Source organism: Microbacterium deferens, from assembly GCF_045517775.1.
In the GTDB taxonomy this organism is placed as follows: Bacteria; Actinomycetota; Actinomycetes; order Actinomycetales; family Microbacteriaceae; genus Microbacterium.
This window is the reverse complement of the sequence record NZ_JBEUWT010000001.1, coordinates 1,940,503-1,964,650: the sequence shown is the minus strand read 5'-3', so window position 1 is coordinate 1,964,650 and position 24,148 is coordinate 1,940,503. Positions and strand designations below refer to the sequence as shown.

Sequence of the window (24,148 nt, the reverse complement as noted above, 5' to 3'; positions counted from 1 at the left end):
GGAACGCGCGCGCCCTGGGCCTCGACACTGCGCGTGACCCCGACGCTAGGCGATGTAGATTTCACGAACACTGGCGCGATGTTTCGCCGCCGTTACAGGTGTGCGGGTCGATACGCGTCGATCTCTCGGATTCAGCGGGGCTCGGCGGCGAGGTGAAGCACCGATTCGGCGAGCGCGGCGATCCCCCGCTCGACGTCGGCGGTCGACACCGACTCGTCGGGGTGGTGGCTGATCCCGTCGGGGTTTCGGAGGAACAGCATCCCGACGTCGGTGATGGCGCCGATCGACATCGCGTCGTGCCCGGCGCGGCTGAAGATCTGGGGCGGCTCCTCCGCCCCGGGGCCCCGAATGCCCGCGCGCACGACGTCCTGCAGCAGCGGCGCGCAGAACACCGCCGGGGCGTTGTGCACCTCACGAGCGTGCCAGCGGAGTCCGCGGCGACCCATCGCCTCGTCGACCTCGCGCGAGATGGCGTCCCACACCCGGTCGCGCGCACCGTCGAACTCCCCGCGCAGGTCGACCGAGAGGTGGGCCTCGCCGGGCACGATGTTGACCGCCCCGGGGAAGGCCTCCAGCTGCCCGACCGTGCCGATGATGTGGTGCTCGCCGCGGCAGATCCGCTCGACGGCGAGGGCGATCTCACTCGCCCCGAGCAGGGCATCGCGTCGCATGTCGTAGGGGGTTCCGCCGGCGTGCCGCGCCTCGCCCTCCACGACGAGCTGGAACCGTCGCGCGCTGGCGATCGACGACACCACGGCGAGCGCCTCGCCGCGGCGGTGCAGCTCCGGCCCCTGTTCGATGTGCGCCTCGAGGTAGCCGACGAGCTCGTCGGGGCGGCGCGCGGCCTCCCCGACCCTCGCCGGATCGAGGCCGAACTCGAGGAACGCCTGTCTCAGGGTCACACCGTCGGCGTCGGCGAGCGACCACCAGGCGTCGTCCCACGTGCCGGCGACCGCCGACGATCCGAGAAGCGCCTTGCCGAACCGCGTGCCCTCCTCGTCGGAGAACGCCACGACCTCCAGGGCGAACGGGAGCGGCGAGACGGCGAGTCCGTCGTCTCGGATGCGGCGCAGCATCCGCACCACTTCCAGGCCCATCAGCACGCCGACGATCCCGTCGAAGCGCCCCGCGTCGGGCACGGTGTCGAGGTGCGAGCCGATCATGAGGGCGGGCGCGTCATCGCGCGGGGTCGCCGAGCCGGTCGATGGGGCGAGGCGGCCGACCTGGTTGCCCGCGGCGTCTTGGCGGGTGGTCATGCCGATCTCGCGCATCCATTCGGCGGCGAGCCTGTTGACGCGGGCGTGCTCGGTGGAGAGGTACACCCGCTCGATGCGCCCGGGCGTCGAGGTGACGCGCGCGAGTTCGTCGCAGCGCTGCATCACCCGGCGGGCGGCAGCGGCGAGGCGGTCGGGCTCGACCCGGAGTCGGCTCTGCACCCGTCAGCTCGCCGCCCGGTAGACGTCGTTCGCGGCCTCGACCCCGCCGCCGGCGGGCACCGGTGCGCCGAAGCGGCGCAGCACCGTCTCGAGCGAGGCGAGGGTCTGCAGCACGGCGTCGGTGCGGGCGTTGTAGCCCATCGTGCCGATGCGCCACACGCGCCCGTGCAGCGGGCCGAAAGACGTGCCGATCTCGATGCCGAAGTCGTCGAGCATCGCGGTGCGCGCCGCATCGCCCGGCACCCCCTCGGGGATCTCGACGGCGACGACGTTGCTCATCTTGTGGGCGACGTCGCCGAAGACGGTCAGGCCGAGTCCGCGCACCCCCGCGAGCATCGCCTCGCCGTGCAGACGGTGCCGGTCGATGACGGCGTCGCGGCCCTCGAGCAGCAGCACGCGGGCGCACTCGCGGGCGCCGTAGAGCATGGTCGTCGCCTCGGTGTGGTGGTTGAGGCGACGCGGGCCCCAGTAGTCGAGGATCATGCCGAGATCGAAGTAGTTCGAGCGCACGAAGTCGGCCGCCGTCGGGTCTCCGGCCTCGCGGATGCCGGCCTCGATGCGGGTGCGCGAGCGGATGACCTCCACCGCCGCCTCGGACAGGCTGATCGGGGCCGACCCCGACGGCCCGCCGAGGCACTTCTGGAGGCCGGCGGTCGCCGCATCCAGTCCCCAGGCGTCCATCTCGAACGCGTTGCCGCCGAGCGAGGCGGTCGCGTCGGTGTAGAACAGCACCCCGTTCGCCCGGCACAGCTCACCGATCTCTTCGAGGGGCTGCAGCATCGTCGTCGACGTGTCACCCTGCACGAGCGCGAGGAGGTGGGGCTTCACGCGCTCGATCGCCTCGCGCACCGCCGAGACGGGGAACACCTCCCCCCACGGCACCTCGATCGTGTGCACCTCGGCCATCGCGCGCTCGGCGATCTCGGCGAGCAGGTGCCCGAAGCGACCGAAGATCGGCACGAGCACGCGGTCACCCGGCCGCACGAGCGAGATCATCGCGGCCTCGATCCCCGCGCGAGAGGTGCCGTCGACGAGCACAGTCGCGTCGTTGTCGGTCGCCCAGACCTGGCGGTAGAGCTCCTGGGTCTCGGTCATCGTCGCCGTCATGAACGGGTCGTATTGACCGACGAGAGGCGCCGACATCGCCCGCAGCACGCTCGGATACGCCGAGATCGGCCCCGGGCCCATCAGCAGACGCGCGGGCGGATCGATCGGTGCGGGGAAGGTCATGGGGTCTCCGTTCGACGGGCGAGGGATGCGAGGCGGCGGGCCAGGCGCACGAGGGCGATGTCGGTGCCGGCGCGCGAGACGAGGCACACCCCGACCGGGGCGGGGCCCAGGGGGGAGGCGACGGTGAGCAGCGGCACCGAGACGGCGGGAAGGCCCGCGACGGCGGCGGGCACGGTCATGCGCAGCGTCGCCGCGCGGGTCGCGTCGATGTCGGCAGGGTCGGCGGTGCGCGCGGGTGCCGGGCCGGGCACCGTGGGAAAGATCAGCACCGCGTCGCGCACGAGGGCCTCGAGGCGGTCGCGCAGGGGTGCCAGGGAGGAGCGGGCGGATGCTTCGCCCTCGGCCGTCACGGCGGAACCCGCCCGGAAGCGTTCGGCCGCAGCGCGGCCGACCGCACCGGGATGCGCCTCCAGCCACTCGCCGTTGTTGCGCCACGCCTCGGCGCCCTGCACCGCGCGGAACGCCGCCGCGGGCGCGGCGAGGTCGCCGATCGGCACCTCGTCGACGATGGGACCGTCGGGCACGGCGGCCAGAGCCGCGACCAGCGCGTCGAAGGCGGTGCCCGTCGCGGGGTCGGCGTCGGCGCGGATCTCGGCCGGCACGCGCAGACGCCACGGCAGGTCGGGCCCGGACTCCCCCCACACGCTCTCCGTCGACTCCGACCCGTCGTAGCTCAGGCACCAGTCGGCGACGCGCTGCAGGGTCTCGCCGTCGCGGGTGATCCACCCGACGGTGTCGAACGACTGCGCGAGCGGCAGCAGACCCTGGCGCGGCACGAGCCCGTGGGTCGTGCGCAGCCCCCACAGCCCCTGGTACGACGCGGGCACGCGGACCGATCCGGCGGTGTCGGTGGCGAGACCGATCTCGGCCTGGCCGGTCGCGACCGCCGACGCCGGCCCGTTCGACGAGCCGCCGGGGAGAGCCCCCGGGACGGCGCCGTTGGGCGGGGTGCCGTAGTGCGGGTTGTCGCCCGCGATCGAGTACGCGAACTCATCGGTGCGGGCGATCCCGCGCAACGACGCACCCCCGCGCAGCAGGTCGGAGACGGCGGCGGCGGTCGTCGCCTCGGCCCGCGCGCTCTCGAGGTACGCCGGGTTTCCCGCACCGATGCGGAAGCCCTTGATGGCGAAGAGGTCTTTCACCGCGACGGTGAGCCCGGCCAGCGGCCCCTCCCAGGCGCCCTGGAGGAACGGGTCGCCGACCTGACGCCACACGGCGCGGTCGAGCGCCTGGGCTCGGCCGGTGACGTGCGCGGCCGTGATGACCCAGCGTCCTTCGAGCCGCTGCCAGACCTGCGTCTGCAGCCCGGTTCCGCCGCCCCCGAAGCGCGACACCGACACCAGGAGCGCCACCCCCTCGACGAGGGGACGGTACTCGACGCGCTCGATCGTGCGGGGGGCGACCCCGCCGCGCAGCTTCCGGAAGGCCAGGAGGGCGTCGTCGCCGACGAGCAGCCCCGCAGCATCCCCCCGCATCACCTCGGACCCCGAGGCGAACGCGGCGTCGAGCACCTCGACGTCGTCGCTCATAAGCGCCCGTTCGTAGGCCTCGAACGCCGCGAGCAGGTCGGCGGGGATCTCGCTCCCCGCGTGAGAGTCCACAACACCCGGGGCGGGGTCGGGCGTCGTCCGGGTGTCTTGGCCTTTGGGAAGATCGGGGGCGCTCATCGCGCGTCTCCCGCCGTCGCGACCGCCGCGAAGTCGGACTCGCGGATGCGGGCGTGCACGCCGCACACGATGTCGACCACCTGCGAGATGTCGAAGTCGGTCGCCGCGCTCAGGTAGGCGTACGCGAGGTGTTCGTCGAGACCCCACCGCGCCCGGATCAGCGAGAGGGCGGCGCGCACGCACGCCCGCATCGCCGCATCCAGATCGGGATCGAGCCCGGTGGGAACGAGGAACTCGGCCGTTCGCACGAGCGGCCCGGTGATCTCGCCGAACTCGGCGAGGGCGTCGTCCTTCGCGACGACGTCGAACCGCAGGGTCGCGCGCAACGACGCCTCCAGCGCGGTCAACGCGACCTCGCCGTCGCCCTGCGCGAAGTGCGGGTCGCCGACGTACGCGAGAGCGCCGGCCACCTGCACCGGCAGGTAGAGCACGGTGCCCTCGACGAGCAGGTTGATGTCGATGTTGCCGCCGTGCGCCCCGGGCGGCACCGAGTGCGGGCGGTCAGATCCGGCGACGGCGACGCCCATCGTGCCCAGGAACGGTGCGAGCGGGAACGTCACGACCCGTTCGCCGCCCTCGACCACGGGGAGGCTCCCGAACAGCTCGCCGTCGCGTTCGACCACCGGGCTGAAGACGCTGACGTTGCCCGCCCCGCGCGGCAGCTCCCCCACGAGGGCACCCTTGCCGTGACGGTTCGAGATCACGCCGTACGGCACGCGCGGCACGAGCTTCACGACCGTGATCTTCAGCAGGTCCCCGGGCTCGGCGCCCTCGACCCTGATCGGCCCGGTGACGACATGCGGGCCGTCGGCGGCCGGGTCTCGGGTGACGGATGCGGCGATCTCGACCGCATCGTCGAGCACCGCGGAGGCCGCGACCCCGTGGGCCGCGAAGAACGCGAGCGGATCCTTCCCCTGGTCATCGAGGATGCCCTCGTGCGAGACGGTGTCGATCGTCACGGTCTCGCCCGGTGCGACGGTGAGCACCGCAGCATCCGTCTCGCACGGGAGGCGCCCCCACCGCACGGTTTCGGGCGAGGCGGGAAGGTAATGGTCGCCCGGGGTTTCACCCGTGCCGGGCTGGAGGATCTCGATCGTCACCGCTCGCTCCTCACTCCGCGAGTGACGCGGATCCGGCCAGGATCTCACGCCCCCGCCGCTCGACGACACCGTCGGCGCTGTACGCGAGCCCGCCGTGCACGTAGGTCGCCTCGACGACGCCCCGCAGCTCCTGCCCGTGCCACGGCGACATCTTGTTGCGGTACTCGAGGGCGGAGGCGTCGACCGTCCGCACGGCATCGGGGTCGAACACCACGAGGTGCGCGGGTTCGCCGGCCGCGATCCGCCCGCGCCCGGCGAGGCCGCCGATGCGGGCGGGGCCGGTGGTGAACAGCGGAAGCAGCCGCTCGATCGGCACGCCCCGGCGGCGCGCCTCGGTGTGGACGGCGGCGAATCCGGTCTGCAGACCCGAGATGCCTCCCCACGAGAGGCCGAAGTCGGGAGACGACTTGAGGTCGACGGTCGAGGGGGAATGATCGCTGACGATCGCGTCGATCGTGCCGTCGAGGAGGCCCTCCCAGAGGAGATCCTGGTTCGCGGCATCGCGGATCGGTGGGCAGCACTTGAACTCCGCCGCCCCCGCGGGCACGTCCTCCGCGCGGAGCGTGAGGTAGTGCGGGCACGTCTCGACCGTGAGGGGCACGCCCTCGGCCTTGGCCGCGCGCACCGCATCGAGCGCCCCGCCGTCGGAGACGTGCACGATGTGCGCCCGGCCGCGGGTGCGCCGCGACGCGTCGATCACCGCGAGGATCGCCTCCCGCTCGCTCTGCGGCGGACGCGAGGCGACGAAGTCGGCGTACACCTCGCCGAGCGGGCCGTCGGCGTGCAGGTGCGAGGGGTCTTCGGCGTGGACGATGAGGATGCTGCCGAGCCCGGCGATCTCGGCGAGCGCGGCCTCGAGCTGGTCGAGGGCGAGATGCCCGAACTCGTCGATGCCCGACGGCGACAGGAAGCACTTGAAGCCGACCACTCCCGCCGCATCCAGCTCGGACAGGGCCCCGAGGTTCTCGGGGACCGCCCCGCCCCAGTACCCCACGTCGACGGCGAGCTTGCCCCGCGCGGCGTCGCGCTTGTCGGCGAGAGCGTCGACCGTGGTGGTCACCGGCACGCTGTTCAGCGGCATGTCGAGCAGGGTCGTCACCCCGCCGGCGGCCGCGGCGGCCGTGCCGGTCGCGAAGCCCTCCCACTCGGTACGCCCGGGCTCGTCGAGGTGCACGTGGGAGTCGACGAGGCCGGGAAGCAGCATCGTCTCGTCGGCGAGCACGAGCTCGGCGCGCGGGTCGAAGGCGTCGACGGCGGCGATCACCCCGCCGACGGTGTGGACGGTGGCCGGCACGAAGGCGGCGCCCGTCCAGACACGGCGCGCGGCGACCGTGGTGGGCAGGGCGGGGAACGCGGTCATGACGACCACGCTAGGTGCGTCGCGTTTCCCGGATGTTACCCAGGGCAACATTTCCGCCGTTCGCCCGAAATGTGCGCTCGATACGGTGACGGGATGGAACTGAGCGAATTCGACGCGGCCGACGAGGCCTCAGCGACCGCGACCGCCCGCGTCTGGGCCGAGGTCGACGGGTGGGTGAACGCCATCGTGACGGGTCGCCCGTTCGGCTCGGTCGACGCCCTCGCGGCCTATGCGGGTGCGCTCGCGCAGCAGTGGACGCCCGCCGATCTGGAGGCAGCCCTCGCACACCACCCCCGCATCGGGGCTCGCGTGACGGGCGCGGACGCCGCGGCCTCGGCCTCGCGCCGCGAGCAGGCCTCGATGTCGGCCGCGGGCGATGACGTCGTCGGCGCGATCGCCGAGGGCAACGCCCGGTACGAGGAGCGGTTCGGCCGGGTCTTCCTCATTCGCGCCGCCGGCCGGACGCCGTCGGAGATGCTCGCCGAGCTCGAACGCCGCCTGTCGAACGACCCCGAGACCGAGACCCGCGAAGCGACCGCGCAGCTGGCCGAGATCGCCTTGCTGCGACTGCGCGAGACGTTCGCGGCGCCCACCCTTCCGGAGGAGCAGGAATGACCCACCTCACCACGCACGTGCTCGACGCGGCGACGGGCAACCCCGCCGCCGAGGTGTCGGTCGTGCTCGCCCACGCATCGGGCGGGGCCGTCACCGCGGAGGCCGCCGGGGCGATCGTGGCCCACGGGGCCACCGACGCCGACGGGAGGCTCGCACTCGGTCCCGAGGCCCTCGAGCCCGGCGACTACACGCTGACCTTCCTCACGGGCGAGTACTTCGCCGCCCGTGACACACCGACGTTCCACCCCTACGTCGCCGTGACCTTCACGGTCGACGGCTCGGGCCGGCACCTGCATGTGCCGCTGCTGCTGAGCCCCTTCGCCTACTCGACCTACCGCGGGAGCTGACTATGACGGAAGTGAGCGTCAGTCTCGGCGCCAACAAGTACGGCAAGGCCGAGAACCGGGTCGTGCGCGTCGTGCGCGACTCCGCCCGGCACGAGATCGTCGATCTGAATGTGACGTCGCAGCTGCGGGGGGCCGCCCTCGCGTCGGCGTACCTCACGGGCGACAACTCGATGGTCGTGGCGACCGACACGCAGAAGAACACCGTCTTCGCCTTCGCGAAGGAACACGGCATCCGCTCGCCCGAGGAATTCCTGCTGCTGCTCGCCGAGCACTTCACCTCGTCGTTCGAGTGGATCGAGGGCGGACTCTTCCAGGCCGAGCAGTACGCGTGGGAGCGCATCCTCGTCGACGGCGTGCCGCACGACCACTCGTTCGTGCGGCAGGGGCAGGGCACCCGCCTCGCCACCGTGCAGTCGATCGACGGCGCGGTGCACGTGACCGGCGGGGTGAAAGACCTCACGGTGCTGAAGTCCACCGGGAGCGAATTCGCCGGTTTCCCGCGCGATCGCTACACGACCCTCGTCGAGACCGACGACCGGATCATGGCGACCTCGGTGACGGGACGCTGGCGCTTCCTTCCCGAAGCGGTCGAGGCCGGCATCGATTACGACGGCCTGTACGCCGAGGTCACCGAGGTGCTGCTGGCCACGTTCGCGTCGGTGCATTCGCTCGCGCTGCAGCAGACGCTGTTCGAGATGGGCAGGGCCGCGATCGAGGCGCGCCCCGAGATCGCCGAGGTGCGCTTCGCGATGCCGAACAAGCACCACTTCGTCGTCGACCTGTCGTCGTTCGGCCTCGAGAATCCGAACGAGGTCTTCTTCGCCGCCGACCGCCCCTACGGCCTCATCGAGGGCACGGTCACGCGCGATGGCGCCGCCCCCGCCCCCGACGCCTGGCTCGACCTGCCCGCGTTCGTCTGACCGCGGCGCCGGGGAGCGTTGAAAGGCCAAGACACCCGGACGACCCTGTGGGGGCTTCCGGGTGTCTTGGCCTCTCAGCGGACGTTCGTCGTCAGACGTGGAAGAGGGAGTGCAGCGGGGCGTCGCCCAGAGCTGCACGACCGCCGAGCGCGTCGATCTCAAGCAGGGCCGCCGTGCCGATGACCTCGCTGCCGAGGGCGTGCACGAGCTCGCGTCCAGCGGCGAGCGTGCCGCCCGTGGCCAGCACGTCGTCGAGCAGCAGCACGCGTGTTCCGCGGGGCAGATCGTCGTGCATCTCGATCGCGGCGACGCCGTACTCGAGGGCGTACGAGACGGATGCTGCGGGGCGCGGCAGCTTCCCGGCCTTGCGGATCGGCACCAACCCGACCCCGGCGGCGGTGGCCGCCGCGCCGGCGAGGAGGAACCCTCGGGCTTCGATGCCGGCGACCACGTCGAACTGCCCGGCGAAAGGCTCCATGAGGGCATCGATCGTCGCGCGGAGGGCCGCAGCATCCGCCAGCAAGGGCGTGATGTCGCGGAACACGACCCCCTGCTGCGGGTAATCGGGGATCGAGCCGATGAGCGATTCGGCGCGGGCGAGGGCGGAGGCGTCGGGCACCGTACGACCTTACGCGAGCCGCCGCAGACGGCGAGACCGGTCTGCGCGGCGAGACCCCGACGGAAAACCCGTGTCTCGACGCGCAGCTGCGGTCTCGCGGTCGGAAACCGCTGTCAGCAACGGATCGAACCGATTCGGTAGCCTGGGTGCATGACGACCGTTGAGACCGTGCCGACGCCCGACGACCGACCGGCCGAGACCGGATCCGAGTGGTGGCGCACCGCCGTCATCTACCAGATCTACCCCCGCTCGTTCTCCGACAGCTCCGGCGACGGCATCGGCGACCTCCCCGGGGTCACCAGGCACCTCGACGACCTCGAGAAGCTCGGCGTCGACGCGATCTGGCTGAGCCCCTTCCAGCGGTCTCCGCAGAAGGACGCCGGCTACGACGTCGCCGACTACTGCGACGTCGACCCGCTCTTCGGCACGCTCGACGACTTCGACCGGATGCTGGCCGAGGCGCACGCCCGCAGCATCCGCATCATCGTCGACCTCGTTCCCAACCACTCCAGCGACCAGCACGCCTGGTTCCAGGAGGCACTGGCCGCCGCCCCCGGCAGCCCCGAGCGCGCTCGCTACATGTTCCGCGACGGCCGCGGCGAGCACGGCGAGCTTCCTCCGAACAACTGGGACTCCGTCTTCGGAGGCCCCGCGTGGACCCGCGTCACCGAAGCGGGCGGCGCCCCCGGCCAGTGGTACCTGCACCTGTTCGACACCTCGCAGCCCGACTTCGACTGGTCGAACGACGAGGTGCGCGAGGAGTTCCGCGGCGTGCTGCGCTTCTGGCTCGACCGGGGCGTCGACGGGTTCCGCGTCGACGTCGCGCACGGCCTCGTCAAGGAGGCGGGCCTGCCCGACTACACGCCCTCCCCCGAGGGCGGCTCGATGGGCGGCGACGAAGCGAACGTGCCGTACTGGGGTCAGCCCGGCGTGCACGAGATCTACCGCGACTGGCACGAGGTGTTGGCGCAGTACGACGGCGACCGAGCCCTGTGCGCCGAGGCGTGGCTCCCGACCATCGAGAAGACCGCGCTGTGGGTGCGACCCGACGAGATGCACCAGGCGTTCAACTTCGTCTTCCTCGAGACCCACTGGGATGCGGCCGACCTCCGCTCCGTCATCGATGAGTCGCTGCGCGCGTACGGCGCCGTGGGCGCGCCGAGCACGTGGGTGCTGTCGAACCACGACGTCGTGCGTCACGCGTCGCGCCTGGGCCTGCCCGCCGACATCCCGCAGGGCGCGGGCATCGGCCCCGACACCGTCGGCAAGCCCGATCCCGTGCTGGGGCTGCGCCGCGCCCGCGCCGCGTCGGCGCTGATGCTGGCACTCCCGGGTTCGGCCTACATCTACCAGGGCGAGGAGCTCGGACTGCCCGAAGCGATCGACCTGCCCGACGAAGCCCGCCAGGACCCCACCTGGTTCCGCACCGACGGCGAGAAGTACGGGCGCGACGGATGCCGCGTCCCTCTCCCCTGGACCAGCGAGGGCCCCGCCTTCGGCTTCAACGACACCGGCGCCTCGTGGCTCCCGCAGCCCGCCGAGTGGGCGGCCCTCGCCCGCGACGCGCAGCAGGGCGAGCCCACCTCGACCCTCTCCCTCTACGAGACGATGCTGTCCGAGCGTCGCGCCCGCGGCCTCGGTGCGGGCACCCTCAGCTGGGTCGACGGCGCAGGAGCCGGCGTCCTGTCGTTCCGCAACGGCGACCTGCACGTGCTGACGAACATCGGCGCCACGCCGATCGAGCTGCCCGAGGGCACCGTCGTCGTCGCGAGCGAGCCGCTCGAGGGCCGCCAGCTCCCGCCCGACACGACGGTCTGGCTGGCCTGAGCGGATCACGCGCTACCGCGCAGCATCCGCCCGGCTCGTCGAGTCGCCATCGTCTCGCCGAGGCGACGCGCCCTTCGCGGAGGAGGGGTGTCGTCTCGGCGAGGCGACATGCTCTCGACGGCCGCGCCGCACGCCCCCGTAGGCTCGGGTCATGACGATCGACCTCGAAGCCCTGTACGTCGACCTGCACAAGCACCCGGAGCTGTCGTTCCAGGAGACCCGCACCGCCGGGGTGATCGTGCGCCACCTCACCGAGCTCGGACTCGAGGTCGAGGAGGGGGTCGGCCGCACCGGACTCGTCACGTCGATCGTGAACGGCGACGGGCCGGTCGTGTGGCTGCGCGCCGACATGGACGGCCTCCCCGTGCAGGAGCAGACCGGCCTCGACTACGCCAGCACCGCGAAGGGCACCGATCCCGCCGGACTCGAGGTTCCCGTGATGCACGCGTGCGGCCACGACATGCACGTCTCCTCGCTCGTGGGAGCTCTCGAGCGCCTCCTGAGCACGAAGGGCGAGTGGTCGGGCACCGTCGTCGCGGTCTTCCAGCCCGCCGAGGAATACGGCGCGGGCTCGAAGGCGATGATCGCCGACGGCGTGCTCGATCGATACCCGCGCCCCGACATCGTGCTCGGCCAGCACGTGACCCCGTTGCCGGCGGGCGTCATCGGGGTGCGCCCCGGCACGCAGATGGCCGCCTCCGACGGACTCACCGTCGTGCTGCACGGCCGTGGCGGGCACGGCTCGCGCCCGCACTCCACGATCGACCCGATCGTCATGGCCGCCGCCACCGTCATGCGCCTGCAGACCATCGTCTCGCGCGAGATCGACCCGCGCGACATCGCCGTCGTGACGGTCGGTTCGATCCACGCGGGCTTGAAGAACAACATCATCCCCGCCGAGGCGAAGCTCGAACTGAGCCTGCGCTACCCGAACGACGAAGCGCGCGCCAAGGTGCTCGAGAAGGTCGAGCGCGTCATCCGGGCCGAGGCCGCAGCATCCGGCGCCGAGCAGACCCCCACGATCACGACCGACCACACGCTGCCGCCCACGATCAACGACGAGGCGGCGACCGCACGGCTGACGGGCGCCTTCCAGCGCGCGTTCGGCGACGACAGCGTCGTCGACCCCGGCATGTTCACCGGCAGCGAGGACGTGTCGTGGTTCGCCCGCGAGGCCGGCGTGCCGCTGGTGTTCTGGTTCTGGGGCGGCGTCGACCCCCAGAAGTTCGCGGATGCTGTCGCCGGCGGCACGATCGACCGTGACATTCCGACGAACCACTCGCCGTATTTCGCCCCCGTGCTGCAGCCGACCCTCGACCGCGGTGTCGAGAACCTCGTGGTCGCGGCTCGGGAGTTCCTCGCCTGAGGCGCTGTCGTCGAACCCGCGTGAGGCTCGGCGACACCGCACGCGATCGCGCGTGGGAGCGTGCGGGTTCGGTGAGGCCGTACGGTCTCGACGAAGGGACTAGCGCGAAGGCAGGGTCAAGATCTCGGCGCCCGCATCGGTGATCGCGACGGTGTGCTCGGTGTGCGCGGTGCGCGCGCCCGTCGCGCTGCGGAGGGTCCAGCCGTCGGGGTCGGTCACCAGCTCGGCGGTGTCGGCCATGACCCAGGGCTCGAGCGCGAGGAGGAGGCCCGGGCGCAACGTGTAGCCGCGGCCGGGACGACCGGTGTTGGCGACGTGGGGCTCTTGGTGCATCGTCGAACCGATGCCGTGCCCTCCGAACTCGACGTTCACGGGGTACCCCGCGTCTTTGAGCACCGTGCCGATCGCGCGCGAGATGTCGCCGACCTTGGCACCCGGACGGGCGGCGGCGATGCCGGCGGCCAGCGCGCGCTCGGTCGCGTCGATCAGCGCGAGGTCGTCGGCCGACCGCGCCTCGCCGACGATGAAGCTGATGGCGGAGTCGGCGGCGATGCCGCCCTTCACCACGGCGAGGTCGAGCGTGAGCAGATCGCCGTCGGCGAGCGCGTAGTCGTGGGGCAGACCGTGCAGCACGGCGTCGTTGACGGCGGTGCAGATGTAGTGGCCGAACGGCCCGCGCCCGAACGACGGCGCGTAGTCGACGTAGCACGACGTCGCGCCGGCCTCGACGATCATCTCCTGCGCCCACCGGTCGATCTCGAGCAGATTCGTGCCCACGGTCGCGCGGCCCTTGATGGTGTGGAGGATGTCGGCGACGAGGGCGCCGGTCACCCGCGCGCGGCTGATCTGGTCGGGGTTCAGGATCTCAATCACCCAATAACTATACCGGCCATATCATCCCGTCTACACTCGAGGCCATGGTCAGACTTCCCCTCAGCCCCGAGGAGATCGAACGCGGGCGGCGCCTCGGCACGCTGCTGCGGCACGCCCGCGCCGGACGCCCGATGCTCGACGTCGCCCTCGACGCCGGCGTCTCGCCCGAGACCCTTCGCAAGATCGAGTCGGGCCGCATCGCGACCCCCGCCTTCCCCACGATCGCCGCGATCGCCGGGGTGCTGAACCTCTCGCTCGACGAGGTCTGGGCCGAAGTCAACGTCCGCGCGCCCGCCGCGCAGCATCCCGTCGCCTCCTCAGCATCCGTCGCCTGAGCGCACGGGTTGCGACCCAGCGCACGAGTTGTTCGCGTACCCGGGCCGTGTGGTCGGGGGGAAGCCGTGCACTCGCGGGGCCTACTCCACGAGCACCGCCGCCTCGCGGTCGTCGACGACGCGGGCGCCGAAGACGCCGGGGAGCCCCCGACCGTCGCGGAAAGCGAACAGCATCACCGCGGTCGCGATGACGAACAACAGCGCCAGAAGACTCCAGGGGTCGGGCAGGGCGTCGAGCAGCGTGTATCCGCTGACCCCGGTGAGCCACCGCACCGGCCTGGCGAGCCACATCGGCAGCACCCCTCCCGCGAACCGCAGACGCACGGCGAGATCACCGACCGAGCGTCCCGTTCCCAGGATCACCGCGAGCCAGAGCCCGGTGCCGACGACCACACCGGCCACCGACGAGACGGTGCCGTCGGCAACGGCCTCCTGATCGCCCACGACGAACTGCAGCCACAGCTGCCCGGCCACGCCCACGATCGACATCACCAGCGCCAGGCCGACCGCGTCGCACAGCATGCCGAGCGCCCGACGCCGACGGGTCACGGGGCGCGGAACGTCGGCGTCGGGGGCGCGCTCGGCCCCGCGCAAGCGCGACGGGACAGCGAGCGCGAAGAGCGAACCGGCCACGGCGCCGAGGGTATTGGTGAGCATGTCGTCGACGTCGAACACCCGGTACGCGCACGGGTAGATGCCCCAGACGCCGGTCACCTGGGTGGTCTCCACGAACGCCGACGTGGCGAGGCCGACGAGCAGGGCGACGAGGATGCCGCGGCCGCCGAGCACGCGCAGGAAGAACCCGAGCGGCACGAACAGCAGCACGTTCAGCACGAGTTGGAGGATGGCCGGGTCGGTCACGAACGGGCCGGGTCGGCGCGCAGCTCCTCGGATGTCGTCGACGAAGGCCCAGATGTCGAGGTTCACACCGGCGCAGCGCATCGTGTCGGGGTCGGGGAGCGGGAGGAGCGTGTAGGTCCAGATCGCCCAGAAGTACACCAGCGCCAGCGCCCAGAGGACGGCCCTGCCGGCGGTGAGCCGGCCGCGCCGCCGATAGCTGAGGGCGACGAAGGGAACGAACAGAAGGACCCCGACGAGACCCCCTGCGACGATCGCGAGGATGCCGTTGCGCACCTGATCATCCACCCTGCGAGTGTATTCACCGTCCTGACTGTTCAGAATCCAGGACGGATCGACGTCGGTACGGCCCCGGGGTGTCGGCGGCGGCCGTTCTTCCTGGATTCTGAACCGGGCGCCGGGGAAAGACCCCGTCAGGAGGCGGCGAGCGCGTCGAAGGCGTCGTGCGTCGCGTCGGCGAGGCCCGTGACGTCGGCGACGGCGGTCGGGTCGACGCAGAAGCCGATACCCATCCGGTCGACGCTCGAGATGGCCGAGATGCGCAGGGCGTGGTGGGCCGCGGGCTCCGACGACGTGTAGAGCCGCTCCACCCGCCGTCCCGCCACCACGACGGGGGTACGGGGCCCCGGCACGTTCGAGATCGCGACACCGAACTCCCGCGGGTTGTCGGCGACGGCCCGTGCGAGACTCCCCGCCCGACCGAGCGCGCGGAAGAGATCGTCCATCAATGCCGCGTCGTGGTCGAGCTTGCGCACGCGAGTCTGGGCGCTGATGCCGTCGAGGCGTCGCAGATCATCGCCTTCGTGAAGAAGCAGGTCGACGTTCAGGAACGAATCGCGATTGCCCGCCGCTTCGTCTTCCCCCTCGACGCGCAGACTCACCGGGATCTGCGCGCGCAGGCGCGGAAGGGCGTGCCCGCGGGCCTGCGGAAGCCCGCCGATCCACCGGCGCAGCCCCCCGGCGACGACGGCGAGCAGCACGTCGTTGACGGTCGCGTGCTCCGGACGAGCTGCGCCGACGCCCCGGAGCACGTCGAGCGGCAGGTCGGCGAAGGCGAGCGCCCTCTCGCGGGTGATCGGCCGGTCGAACGGCGAGCGTGCCCCCGGGCGGCCGAGCTCGCGCGCGAGCGCTCCGGGCATGCGCTCCCATTCGAGCCAGCGGGGGATCGGAGGTGCCGCCGCTCGCACCCCGACCGGATGCAGCGGCGCGTCGTGGGGATCGAAGAGCACCGCATCGAGGAACCGCACACCGCCCATCCCGTCGACCATCGCGTGGTGCAGCCGCACCGCGAGGGCGTGTCTGCCGTCGTCGAGCGGGCCGATCAGGTCGACCGTCCACAGGGGTCGCGAACGATCGAGGTGCTGCGACATGAGCTCCCCCACCACGCGCCGGAGGTCGTGGGGCGTCCCCGCCGTGCGGCGCCGCACGTGGTGGTCGAGGTCGATGCGTTCGACCCTCTGCCACACCGGACCCGCCGGCCCGGCCACGACGCGATCGAGCGCTCGGGGAAAGCTGTCGAGGCCGGCGAGGATGCGCCGACCCACCGCGTCGACGTCGAGCTGAGCACCCGGTTCGAGCACCAGCAGTTTCAGGGTGTGGCCGAGCACCGCGTCGGATTCGAGCGCCAGGATGCGGGCGTCGTCCGGCTCCAATGGCCGCGTCGGATCCCCGTTCACGACCACAGCTTGCCAGTCGCCCTCCGCCGCCGCACACCGCGCCGTGCGCGCCGCGTTGCGCAGGGGTGAGGGACGGGCGTAGTGTCGCGCGTCGTGACGGATGAAGGTCGCGACTCCGGCGAGCACGTGCCGGTCGCGCAAACCCCCATGGCGAAACGCCTGCTGATCGGTGATCCGCTGACGTCGGAGAAGCTCGACGACCAGCTGCTGCCGAAGAAGATGGCGCTGCCGATCTTCGCCTCCGACGCCCTGTCGTCGGTCGCGTACGCGCCGCAGGAACTGCTCATGATCCTGCTCATCGGCGGCACGGCACTGTTGACCTTCAGCCCCTGGGTCGCGGGTGCCGTCGTGCTCGTGCTCGTGGTCGTGGTCACGAGCTACCGGCAGCTGATCAAGGCCTACCCCTCGGGCGGCGGCGACTACGAGGTCGCGCGCACCAACCTGGGCGAGATACCCGGCGTCATCGTCGGGGCGGCCCTGCTGGTCGATTACATCCTGACCGTCGCGGTGTCCGTCGCCTCCGGCGTCGACAACATCATCTCGGCGATTCCCGAGCTGAACCCGTTCCGCATCGAGTTCGCCGTCGGGTTCGTGGTGCTGATCGTCGTCGTGAACCTGCGCGGGGTGCGCGAAGCATCCGCGGTCTTCGCGATCCCCACCTACCTCTTCATCGGGTCTGTGGCGCTGATGATCGTGGTGGGCCTGGCCCGCACGGTCGCCGGCGATCCGCCGGTCGCGTCGAGCCACGACTACGCGGTGCAGGCGGAGTCGTTGACGCAAGCAGCGATGATCCTGCTCGTGCTGCGCGCCTTCTCGAGCGGATGCTCCGCCCTCACCGGCGTCGAGGCCGTCTCCAACGGCGTGCCGGCGTTCCGAAAGCCGAAGATCCGCAACGCCCAGACGACGCTGAGCCTCATGGGCATCATCGCGATCGTGCTGTTCGTGGGACTCACGATCGTCGCGCTCGTCTCGGGCGTGCGCTACGCCGAGAACCCCTGCAACCTCGTCGGATTCGACTGCACGCAGCCGCAGCCGAGCCTCATGGCGCAGGTGGCCGCGGCGACCTTCGGCATGGGCAGCATCCCGTTCTTCGTCATCCAGGCGGCGACCGCCTGTGTGCTGCTGTTGGCGGCCAACACCGCCTTCAACGGCTTCCCGCTTCTGGGGTCGACCCTGGCGCGCGACGGCTACGCGCCGAAGTCGCTCAACACCCGCGGCGACCGGTTGGTCTACTCCAACGGCATGATCGTGCTCGGCGTCGTCGCGATCATCGTGCTGATCGTCTATCAGGCCGACCAGACCGACCTCATCCAGCTCTACATCATCGGCGTCTTCGTGTCGTTCTCCCTGGGCCAGATCGGCATGGTGCGTCACTGGCGTCGGGCGCTGCGGGGCCTGAAGGATCTCACCCCCGACGCGGCGCAGCAGGGCTCGGCGCAGTACGAACGGCGCTCGGCGATCAGCGGCCTCGTCATCAACGCCATCGGCGCCGGCATGACGGTGGCCGTGCTCATCATCGTCACGATCACGAAGTTCACCCACGGTGCGTGGCTGGTCTTCCTCGCCATCCCGATCATCGCCGTGCTGATGGTGGGCGTGAACCGCTATTACCGCGACGTCGAGCACGAGATCGAGATGGACGACACGGTGCACTTCGGCTCCGAGGGCGATGTCGCGATCGTGCTCGTGAACCGCCTGCAGAAGCCCATCGTGAAGGCGATCGACTACGCCCTCGCCGCCAATCACGACAAGACGCTCGCGGTGCACGTCGCCGTGAACGAGGCCGATGCCACCCGGCTGCAGAAGGACTGGGCCGAGCACGAGGTGCCGGTGCCGCTCGTCATCATCGACTCGCCTTACCGGGCCTACACGTCGCCGGTCGCCGGCTTCATCCAGAAGTACCGCGAGAAGCACGGCTCGTCGGTGGTGACGGTCTACCTGCCGCAGTACATCGTGGGGCACTGGTGGGAGACGTTCCTGCACAACCGGAGGGCTCGTCGCCTGGCCAACCAGCTCATGCTGCTGCACGGTGTCTCCATCACCCTTGTGCCGTGGCTGCTCGACTCGTCGGAGATCATCTACGGTCGGCGATCCCGCCCGCTCCCGGGTCAGCAGCGCGGGGGCCAGCCGGTGCCGGAGGTGGGGCAGCGCCCCCACCACCTGTCGCGCGGCTCCGACGAGACGCCGCCGCCCGCCGAGTAGCGTCGCGATCGCGCCAGCGTCCGACGGCGACGACGACGACGGCCGCGAGCAGCACGACGAGCCCGATGAGCGCCACGAAGCCCGCGACGGTGACGTAGCCGCCGGGCTGATACGGGTTGAGGAACGGGTAGGGATACCAGTACGGCACGCCGGTCAGGGTGTTGGTCACCAGATTCGCGCGCGCCAGCGTGTAGACGACCCACGCGGCGGGGAAGGCCAGAATCCACGCGACGCGCGACCACGGCAGCGCCCGGCGGTTCGGGCCGAAGAACAGGTCGAACACGAAGAACGCCGGCACGATCCCGTGCAGGATGACGCTCGCCCACGGCAGGATCGCGTTGCGCGCCATGGGCATACCGGGCACGTTCACGTTGTAGACGACCCCGGTGACGAAGATGCACGCCGTCGCCACGGCGAGAGCCATCGCGAGCGGTGCCGACTCACGGCGCCCGCCCCGGGTGGTCCAGAACCAGACCGCCGCCCACAGCAGCACGACGGCCGCCGCCGAGTTCGACACCATCGTGAAGAAGCCGAAGTAGTTCGCCGCCACCGTCGGCACGTGGCGGTCGCCCTCGATGGCGCCGCGGATCACCACCTCCGCGGGAGCGGCGACGCCGACGAGGGCCGTGATGGCCACCGCCACACGCAGCACCGTCCAGGCCTGCGCCCCCTCGTTCGAGCGCAGCGCGGTGGCGATCCTGCGCCGCGCCGCGCGCACACGGGAGCCGCGGATCGGCGTCGACCGCTCATCGTCCACCAGGGCCTCCCCCAGTCTTCGACTCGGCCTGTCGGTTGCCATTATCGCCCCGTCTCGTAGGCGGTTCGTGAGGGGTTGCGCCGGGGGCGTATGGGTTCCGTGAGGACGGACGGATGCTGCGCCGTGGCGCGGTTGCATCGAAACCGTGACCCGGGCATCCTGCCGGGTCGCCCGCGCGGACAAGCGCGGCCGCACCCTCTGGAGGAGCTCCCGTGCTCGATGCCGTCTACATCGCCGCGACGATCGTGCTGTTCGCACTCGTCGCCCTGATCGCTCGGGGGGTCGAGCGGCTATGACGTTCTTCACTCTGCTCGCCGGCGTCCTGGCCATCGGTGCCGTGGTCTACCTCGTCGTCGCCCTCGTGCGACCGGAGAGGTTCTGAGGTGACCGCGGAACAGTTCTGGTTCGCCGTCCTCCAGGCCGGCGCGCTCGCCCTCCTCCTGGCGCTCGCGTATCGTCCGGTCGGCGACTACATCGCCCACGTCTACACCCCGGCGAAAGACCTCGCCCTCGAGCGGGGCACCTACCGCCTCATCGGCGTCGACCCGCGCTCCGCGCAGACCTGGCAGGCCTACCTCCGTGGCGTGCTGCTGTTCTCGTTCGTCGGGGTGATGGTCGTCTACGGCCTCCAGCGACTGCAGTCGTTCCTTCCCGCGTCGCTGGGGCTGCCCGCGCCGATCGAGCCGCTCGCCTTCAACACGGCCGTGTCGTTCGTGACGAACACGAACTGGCAGTCGTACTCGCCCGAGCTCACCCTCGGCTACACCGTGCAGTTCGCCGGCCTCGCCGTGCAGAACTTCGTCTCGGCCGCCGTCAGCATCTCAGTGGCCATCGCTCTGGTGCGCGGCTTCGCCTCCCGCCGGTCGGGCACGATCGGCAACTTCTGGGTCGACCTCGTGCGCGGCACCTACCGGGTGCTGCTGCCCTTCTCGATCGTCGCGGCGATCGTGCTGCTCGCCGGCGGAGTGATCCAGAACCTCGCGGGCTTCACCGACGTGACGACCGTGGCCGGGGCCACGCAGTCGATCCCGGGCGGACCGGTGGCGAGCCAGGAGGCGATCAAGCTCCTCGGCACGAACGGCGGCGGATTCTTCAACACCAACTCCGCCCACCCGTTCGAGAACCCGGCGCCCTGGACGAGCCTGCTCGAGGTCTTCCTCATGCTCGTGATCCCGTTCGCGATGCCTCGCGCGTTCGGCCGCATCGTCGGAGACGACCGTCAGGGTTACGCGATCGTCGCCGTGATGGCGGGCATCTTCGTCGCCTCGCTCGTGCTCGTCACGTGGGCCGAAGCATCCGCCGGGGGCACCGCTCCCCAGCTCGCCGGTGCCGCGATGGAGGGTAAGGAGGTGCGGTTCGGACTCTTCGGCTCGACGCTGTTCGACTCGACGTCGACGCTCACCTCCACCGGCGCGGTCAACTCGATGCTCGACAGCTACACGGCGCTGGGCGGCATGCTGCCGATGATCAACATGATGCTGGGCGAGATCGCCCCCGGCGGCGTCGGCTCGGGTCTGTACGGGATGCTGGTGATCGCCGTCATCGCGGTGTTCGTCGGCGGTCTCCTCATCGGGCGCACTCCCGAGTACCTCGGCAAGAAGATCGGCCCGCGCGAGATCAAGCTCGCGAGCCTCTCCATCCTCGTGACCCCGATCCTCGTGCTCGTCGGCACCGCGCTGAGCTTCGCGATCCCCGCGGTGCGCGCCGACGTCGAGTCGACATCCATCTGGAACCCGGGCATCCACGGTCTGAGCGAGGTGCTCTACGCGTTCACCTCGGCGGCCAACAACAACGGGTCGGCCTTCGCCGGGCTCACCGCGAACACCCCGTGGCTCAACACCGCGCTCGGTGTCGCGATGCTGCTGGGCCGCTTCGTGCCCATCGTGCTCGTCCTCGCGCTGGCGGGCTCGTTCGCCGCGCAGGACACGGTGCCGTCCACCGTCGGAACGCTCCCGACGCACCGACCCCAGTTCGCGGGGCTCCTCGCGGGCGTCGCGGTGATCATCACCGCACTCACCTACTTCCCGGTCCTCACCCTCGGACCCCTCGCTGAAGGACTCTCCTGACATGTCCACCACCGCCATCCCGGCCCCCGACCCCGTCGAACGACGCACGCCGGCCCCCGCTCCCGCCGAAGGGTCGGCGACCCGCACACCCCCGCGCGCCTTCGGCGTGGCGCAGCTCGCGGAGGCGCTCCCCGGGGCGCTGACCAAGCTCAACCCGGCCGCCCTCTGGCGAAACCCCGTGATGTTCCTCGTGTGGGTGGGCGCGGCCCTGACCACCGCCATCGCGATCGCCGAACCGTTGCTCGGCGGCCCGGAGGCCTCCGGCGGCACCCCCGTGCCCGCCGGTTTCACGTGGGGCATCGCCGTCTGGCTCTGGCTGACCGTCCTGTTCGCGAACCTCGCCGAGTCGGTGGCCGAGGGTCGCGGCAAAGCGCAGGCCTCGGCGCTGCGACAGACCCGCACCACGACGAGCGCCCGCCGCGTGGTCGCATACGACGGGTCGTCGGATGCGGCGGCCACCGCAGCATCCGTCACGGATGTGCCGTCGGCCGACCTCACCCTCGGTGACGTCGTCGTGGTGACCGCGGGCGAGGTCATCCCGGGCGACGGCGACATCGTCTGGGGGATCGCCACGGTCGACGAGTCGGCGATCACGGGCGAGTCGGCCCCGGTCGTGCGGGAGTCGGGCGGCGACCGCAGCGCGGTGACCGGCGGCACCCGCGTGCTGTCGGACCGGATCGTCGTGCGCATCGCCTCGAAACCCGGCGAGACCTTCGTCGACCGCATGATCGCCCTGGTCGAGGGCGCCTCGCGCCAGCGCACCCCGAACGAGATCGCGCTGAACATCCTGCTGGCGAGCCTGTCGATCGTGTTCGTCATCGTCGTGCTGGCGATGAACCCCATCGCCTCGTACGCCGCGTCTCCCGTCAGCATCCCGGTGCTCATCGCGCTGCTCGTCTGCCTCATCCCCACCACGATCGGGGCGCTGCTGAGCGCCATCGGCATCGCCGGCATGGACCGCCTCGTGCAGCGCAACGTGCTCGCCATGTCGGGCCGCGCCGTCGAGGCCGCCGGCGACGTGACGACCCTGCTCCTCGACAAGACGGGCACGATCACCTACGGCAACCGCCGGGCGACCGACTTCGTGCGCATGCCCGGAGTACCCGCCGACGAGCTCGCCCGCGCCGCCTCGCTCTCGTCGCTCGCCGATCCGACGCCCGAGGGCACCTCGGTCGTCGAGCTGGCCGCGGCGCAGGGCGTCGTCGCGATCCTCCCCGACGGGGCCGCGCCCGTGCCCTTCACCGCGCAGACACGCATGAGCGGTCTCGACCTCCTCGACGGCACCCAGGTGCGCAAGGGCGCGGGTTCGGCGGTGCTCGCGTGGCTCGAAGCATCCGCCGCCGCCCCCTCGACCTCGCTGCGGGCGCAGCTGATGAGCGAGACCGACGCCATCGCCGCCTCGGGGGGCACCCCGCTCGTCGTCGCGACCCTCTCCCCGGTCCCTGAGCTCGTCGAAGGGTCGACAGGCTCGGCGACCGGCTCGATCCTCGGCGTGATCCACCTGAAGGACGTCGTCAAGGACGGGCTGCGCGAACGTTTCGACGAGCTGCGCGCCATGGGCATCCGCACGGTGATGATCACCGGCGACAACCCGCTCACCGCGAAGGCGATCGCCGCCGAGGCGGGCGTCGACGACGTCCTCGCCGAGGCCACGCCCGAAGACAAGCTCGCCCTCATCCAGCGCGAGCAGGAGGGCGGCAACCTCGTCGCGATGACCGGAGACGGCACGAACGATGCCCCCGCCCTCGCCCAGGCCGACGTCGGGGTCGCGATGAACACCGGCACGTCGGCGGCGAAGGAGGCCGGCAACATGGTCGACCTCGACTCCGACCCGACCAAGCTGATCGACATCGTGCGGATCGGCAAGCAGCTGCTCATCACGCGCGGCGCGCTCACCACGTTCTCGCTCGCGAACGACATCGCGAAGTACTTCGCGATCATCCCCGCGATGTTCATGGGGGTCTTCCCCGGCCTGGCCGCGCTCAACGTGATGCAGCTGAGCTCGCCGGCCTCGGCGGTGACGAGCGCGATCATCTTCAACGCGCTGGTCATCATCGTGCTGATCCCGCTGGCGCTGCGCGGAGTCCGGTACCGCGCGGCGAGCGCCTCGGCGACACTCAGCCGCAACCTCGTGATCTACGGCCTCGGCGGCGTGATCGCGCCCTTCATCGGCATCAAGCTCATCGACCTCGTCGTGAGCCTCATCCCGGGCTTCTGAAAGGTCCAGCCATGCGCACCACACTCCGCACCACCGGCGTCGCCATCCGCGCGATGCTCGTCTTCACCGTCGTCCTCGGCGTCGGCTACATGCTGCTGATCACCGCGATCGGGCAGCTCGCCTTCCCCGCCCAAGCCAACGGCTCGCTCATCCGGAGCGCCGACGGCGACGTCGTCGGCTCGTCGCTGATCGGTCAGTCGTTCACCGACGCCGACGGGGCCCCGCTCGCGCGATACTTCCAGTCGCGGCCGTCCGCCGCGGGCGACGGCTACGACGCCGGGGCCTCGAGCGGGTCGAACTACGGCCCCGAGAACGACGACCTCATCGCGGCGATCGGCGAGCGCCAGGCGACGATCGCCGACCTCGACGGGGTCGCGGCGGGCGAGATCCCGGCCGACGCGGTCACCGCCTCCGGCTCCGGTCTCGACCCCGACATCAGCGTCGCGTACGCCCTCGTGCAGGTCGACCGCGTGGCCGGGGCCCGCGGCCTCGACGCGGCAGAGGTGCGCGATCTCATGGAGCGCAGCATCCGCCCCCGTGACCTCGGGTTCGTCGGCGAGCCGCGCGTGAACGTGCTCGAGCTCAACCTCGCGCTCGACGCGCGCTGAGGTGCGTCTTGCGCCGCCCCTCTCCGCTCCCCCGTCACGAGCAGCGGGTCTCCTGCGCCATCTGCGAC

At 71.4% G+C, this 24,148-nt stretch carries 20 protein-coding genes and 1 pseudogene; 11 read left to right on the top strand and 10 right to left on the bottom strand.

What is annotated here, in order from left to right; all coding sequences use genetic code 11:
- Positions 1 to 131: 131 nt before the first annotated feature.
- Genes ABTU82_RS09300 through allB form a run of 5 tightly spaced genes read right to left on the bottom strand, consistent with a single transcriptional unit; the run spans position 132 to position 6,793 of the window.
- A complete protein-coding gene (locus tag ABTU82_RS09300; protein WP_407173060.1) occupies positions 132 to 1,436 on the bottom strand; it encodes an allantoate amidohydrolase in 1,305 nt (434 codons plus the stop codon).
- Between the two features lie 3 nt (positions 1,437 to 1,439).
- Positions 1,440 to 2,666, bottom strand: coding sequence for a pyridoxal-phosphate-dependent aminotransferase family protein (locus ABTU82_RS09295; protein ID WP_116647071.1), 1,227 nt, complete (start codon positions 2,664 to 2,666; stop codon positions 1,440 to 1,442).
- On the bottom strand, positions 2,663 to 4,333 hold the full coding sequence (locus tag ABTU82_RS09290; RefSeq protein ID WP_407173058.1) for an AtzH-like domain-containing protein: 1,671 nt from the start codon (positions 4,331 to 4,333) through the stop codon (positions 2,663 to 2,665). The genes ABTU82_RS09295 and ABTU82_RS09290 overlap by 4 nt, the downstream gene beginning before the upstream one ends.
- Positions 4,330 to 5,433 (bottom strand): acetamidase/formamidase family protein, encoded by a 1,104-nt coding sequence (locus tag ABTU82_RS09285; protein WP_407173057.1) that lies wholly within the window; start codon positions 5,431 to 5,433, stop codon positions 4,330 to 4,332. Before ABTU82_RS09285 ends, ABTU82_RS09290 begins: the two co-directional genes overlap by 4 nt.
- A 10-nt stretch (positions 5,434 to 5,443) precedes the next feature.
- Positions 5,444 to 6,793: an allantoinase AllB gene (allB, locus tag ABTU82_RS09280; RefSeq protein ID WP_407173056.1), complete on the bottom strand. Its 1,350-nt coding sequence runs from the start codon at positions 6,791 to 6,793 to the stop codon at positions 5,444 to 5,446.
- Positions 6,794 to 6,886: 93 nt separating this feature from the next.
- On the opposite strand from allB, the gene uraD reads away from it, so the two are divergent.
- Genes uraD through pucL form a run of 3 tightly spaced genes read left to right on the top strand, consistent with a single transcriptional unit; the run spans position 6,887 to position 8,675 of the window.
- A complete protein-coding gene (gene uraD, locus ABTU82_RS09275) occupies positions 6,887 to 7,408 on the top strand; it encodes a 2-oxo-4-hydroxy-4-carboxy-5-ureidoimidazoline decarboxylase (RefSeq protein WP_116647068.1) in 522 nt (173 codons plus the stop codon).
- Positions 7,405 to 7,755: a hydroxyisourate hydrolase gene (gene uraH / locus ABTU82_RS09270; RefSeq protein ID WP_407173054.1), complete on the top strand. Its 351-nt coding sequence runs from the start codon at positions 7,405 to 7,407 to the stop codon at positions 7,753 to 7,755. Before uraD ends, uraH begins: the two co-directional genes overlap by 4 nt.
- A gap of 2 nt (positions 7,756 to 7,757) precedes the next feature.
- Positions 7,758 to 8,675: a factor-independent urate hydroxylase gene (gene pucL, locus ABTU82_RS09265; RefSeq protein ID WP_116647066.1), complete on the top strand. Its 918-nt coding sequence runs from the start codon at positions 7,758 to 7,760 to the stop codon at positions 8,673 to 8,675.
- A gap of 91 nt (positions 8,676 to 8,766) precedes the next feature.
- Here pucL and ABTU82_RS09260 read toward each other — a convergent pair whose 3' ends face one another.
- Positions 8,767 to 9,294 carry an adenine phosphoribosyltransferase gene (locus ABTU82_RS09260; protein ID WP_407173052.1) on the bottom strand — a complete coding sequence of 176 codons (528 nt, stop codon included), beginning with the start codon at positions 9,292 to 9,294 and terminating at the stop codon, positions 8,767 to 8,769.
- 150 nt (positions 9,295 to 9,444) lie between these two features.
- On the opposite strand from ABTU82_RS09260, the gene ABTU82_RS09255 reads away from it, so the two are divergent.
- Both ABTU82_RS09255 and ABTU82_RS09250 read left to right on the top strand, forming a co-directional pair.
- Entirely contained in the window at positions 9,445 to 11,121 is a 1,677-nt protein-coding gene (locus ABTU82_RS09255; RefSeq protein WP_407173051.1) for a glycoside hydrolase family 13 protein, read from the top strand.
- Positions 11,122 to 11,272: 151 nt separating this feature from the next.
- On the top strand, positions 11,273 to 12,487 hold the full coding sequence (locus ABTU82_RS09250; protein WP_407173049.1) for an amidohydrolase: 1,215 nt from the start codon (positions 11,273 to 11,275) through the stop codon (positions 12,485 to 12,487).
- 99 nt (positions 12,488 to 12,586) lie between these two features.
- On the opposite strand, the gene map is transcribed toward ABTU82_RS09250, so the two are convergent.
- Positions 12,587 to 13,360 (bottom strand): type I methionyl aminopeptidase, encoded by a 774-nt coding sequence (map, locus tag ABTU82_RS09245; RefSeq protein WP_116647062.1) that lies wholly within the window; start codon positions 13,358 to 13,360, stop codon positions 12,587 to 12,589.
- Positions 13,361 to 13,404: 44 nt separating this feature from the next.
- On the opposite strand from map, the gene ABTU82_RS09240 reads away from it, so the two are divergent.
- Positions 13,405 to 13,695: a helix-turn-helix domain-containing protein gene (locus ABTU82_RS09240; RefSeq protein ID WP_407173046.1), complete on the top strand. Its 291-nt coding sequence runs from the start codon at positions 13,405 to 13,407 to the stop codon at positions 13,693 to 13,695.
- 81 nt (positions 13,696 to 13,776) lie between these two features.
- On the opposite strand, the gene ABTU82_RS09235 is transcribed toward ABTU82_RS09240, so the two are convergent.
- Both ABTU82_RS09235 and ABTU82_RS09230 read right to left on the bottom strand, forming a co-directional pair.
- A complete protein-coding gene (locus tag ABTU82_RS09235; RefSeq protein ID WP_407173045.1) occupies positions 13,777 to 14,841 on the bottom strand; it encodes a VanZ family protein in 1,065 nt (354 codons plus the stop codon).
- Between the two features lie 125 nt (positions 14,842 to 14,966).
- Entirely contained in the window at positions 14,967 to 16,229 is a 1,263-nt protein-coding gene (locus tag ABTU82_RS09230; protein ID WP_407173043.1) for a wax ester/triacylglycerol synthase domain-containing protein, read from the bottom strand.
- A 147-nt stretch (positions 16,230 to 16,376) separates the two neighbouring features.
- Here ABTU82_RS09230 and ABTU82_RS09225 point away from each other — a divergent pair, with 147 nt between their 5' ends.
- Positions 16,377 to 18,431, top strand: coding sequence for an APC family permease (locus ABTU82_RS09225; RefSeq protein WP_407173316.1), 2,055 nt, complete (start codon positions 16,377 to 16,379; stop codon positions 18,429 to 18,431).
- 40 nt (positions 18,432 to 18,471) lie between these two features.
- On the opposite strand, the pseudogene ABTU82_RS09220 reads toward ABTU82_RS09225, so the two are convergent.
- Positions 18,472 to 19,230 (bottom strand): annotated as a pseudogene (locus tag ABTU82_RS09220) (Pr6Pr family membrane protein); the annotation flags it as partial.
- A gap of 250 nt (positions 19,231 to 19,480) precedes the next feature.
- Here ABTU82_RS09220 and kdpF point away from each other — a divergent pair.
- From kdpF to kdpC, 4 genes are read left to right on the top strand one after another with little or no spacing between them, the layout of a single operon-like run.
- Positions 19,481 to 19,570, top strand: coding sequence for a K(+)-transporting ATPase subunit F (gene kdpF / locus ABTU82_RS09215; protein WP_116647057.1), 90 nt, complete (start codon positions 19,481 to 19,483; stop codon positions 19,568 to 19,570).
- 1 nt (position 19,571) lies between these two features.
- On the top strand, positions 19,572 to 21,254 hold the full coding sequence (gene kdpA / locus ABTU82_RS09210) for a potassium-transporting ATPase subunit KdpA (RefSeq protein ID WP_407173041.1): 1,683 nt from the start codon (positions 19,572 to 19,574) through the stop codon (positions 21,252 to 21,254).
- 1 nt (position 21,255) lies between these two features.
- Entirely contained in the window at positions 21,256 to 23,472 is a 2,217-nt protein-coding gene (gene kdpB / locus ABTU82_RS09205; protein ID WP_407173039.1) for a potassium-transporting ATPase subunit KdpB, read from the top strand.
- An 11-nt stretch (positions 23,473 to 23,483) separates the two neighbouring features.
- Positions 23,484 to 24,080 (top strand): potassium-transporting ATPase subunit KdpC, encoded by a 597-nt coding sequence (gene kdpC / locus ABTU82_RS09200; protein WP_407173037.1) that lies wholly within the window; start codon positions 23,484 to 23,486, stop codon positions 24,078 to 24,080.
- Positions 24,081 to 24,148 lie beyond the last annotated feature (68 nt).

Excerpts from the sequence above, each read along its gene's own strand:
- pucL (WP_116647066.1), top strand. The coding sequence starts at position 7,758 with ATGACGGAAGTGAGCGTCAGTCTCGGCGCCAACAAGTACGGCAAGGCC.
- ABTU82_RS09295 (WP_116647071.1), bottom strand. The coding sequence starts at position 2,666 with ATGACCTTCCCCGCACCGATCGATCCGCCCGCGCGTCTGCTGATGGGC.
- kdpB (WP_407173039.1), top strand. The coding sequence starts at position 21,256 with ATGTCCACCACCGCCATCCCGGCCCCCGACCCCGTCGAACGACGCACG.
- ABTU82_RS09250 (WP_407173049.1), top strand. The coding sequence starts at position 11,273 with ATGACGATCGACCTCGAAGCCCTGTACGTCGACCTGCACAAGCACCCG.
- allB (WP_407173056.1), bottom strand. The coding sequence starts at position 6,793 with ATGACCGCGTTCCCCGCCCTGCCCACCACGGTCGCCGCGCGCCGTGTC.
- ABTU82_RS09240 (WP_407173046.1), top strand. The coding sequence starts at position 13,405 with ATGGTCAGACTTCCCCTCAGCCCCGAGGAGATCGAACGCGGGCGGCGC.
- ABTU82_RS09255 (WP_407173051.1), top strand. The coding sequence starts at position 9,445 with ATGACGACCGTTGAGACCGTGCCGACGCCCGACGACCGACCGGCCGAG.
- uraH (WP_407173054.1), top strand. The coding sequence starts at position 7,405 with ATGACCCACCTCACCACGCACGTGCTCGACGCGGCGACGGGCAACCCC.
- kdpF (WP_116647057.1), top strand. The coding sequence starts at position 19,481 with ATGACGTTCTTCACTCTGCTCGCCGGCGTCCTGGCCATCGGTGCCGTG.
- ABTU82_RS09290 (WP_407173058.1), bottom strand. The coding sequence starts at position 4,333 with ATGAGCGCCCCCGATCTTCCCAAAGGCCAAGACACCCGGACGACGCCC.
- ABTU82_RS09225 (WP_407173316.1), top strand. The coding sequence starts at position 16,377 with ATGGCGAAACGCCTGCTGATCGGTGATCCGCTGACGTCGGAGAAGCTC.
- uraD (WP_116647068.1), top strand. The coding sequence starts at position 6,887 with ATGGAACTGAGCGAATTCGACGCGGCCGACGAGGCCTCAGCGACCGCG.
- kdpC (WP_407173037.1), top strand. The coding sequence starts at position 23,484 with ATGCGCACCACACTCCGCACCACCGGCGTCGCCATCCGCGCGATGCTC.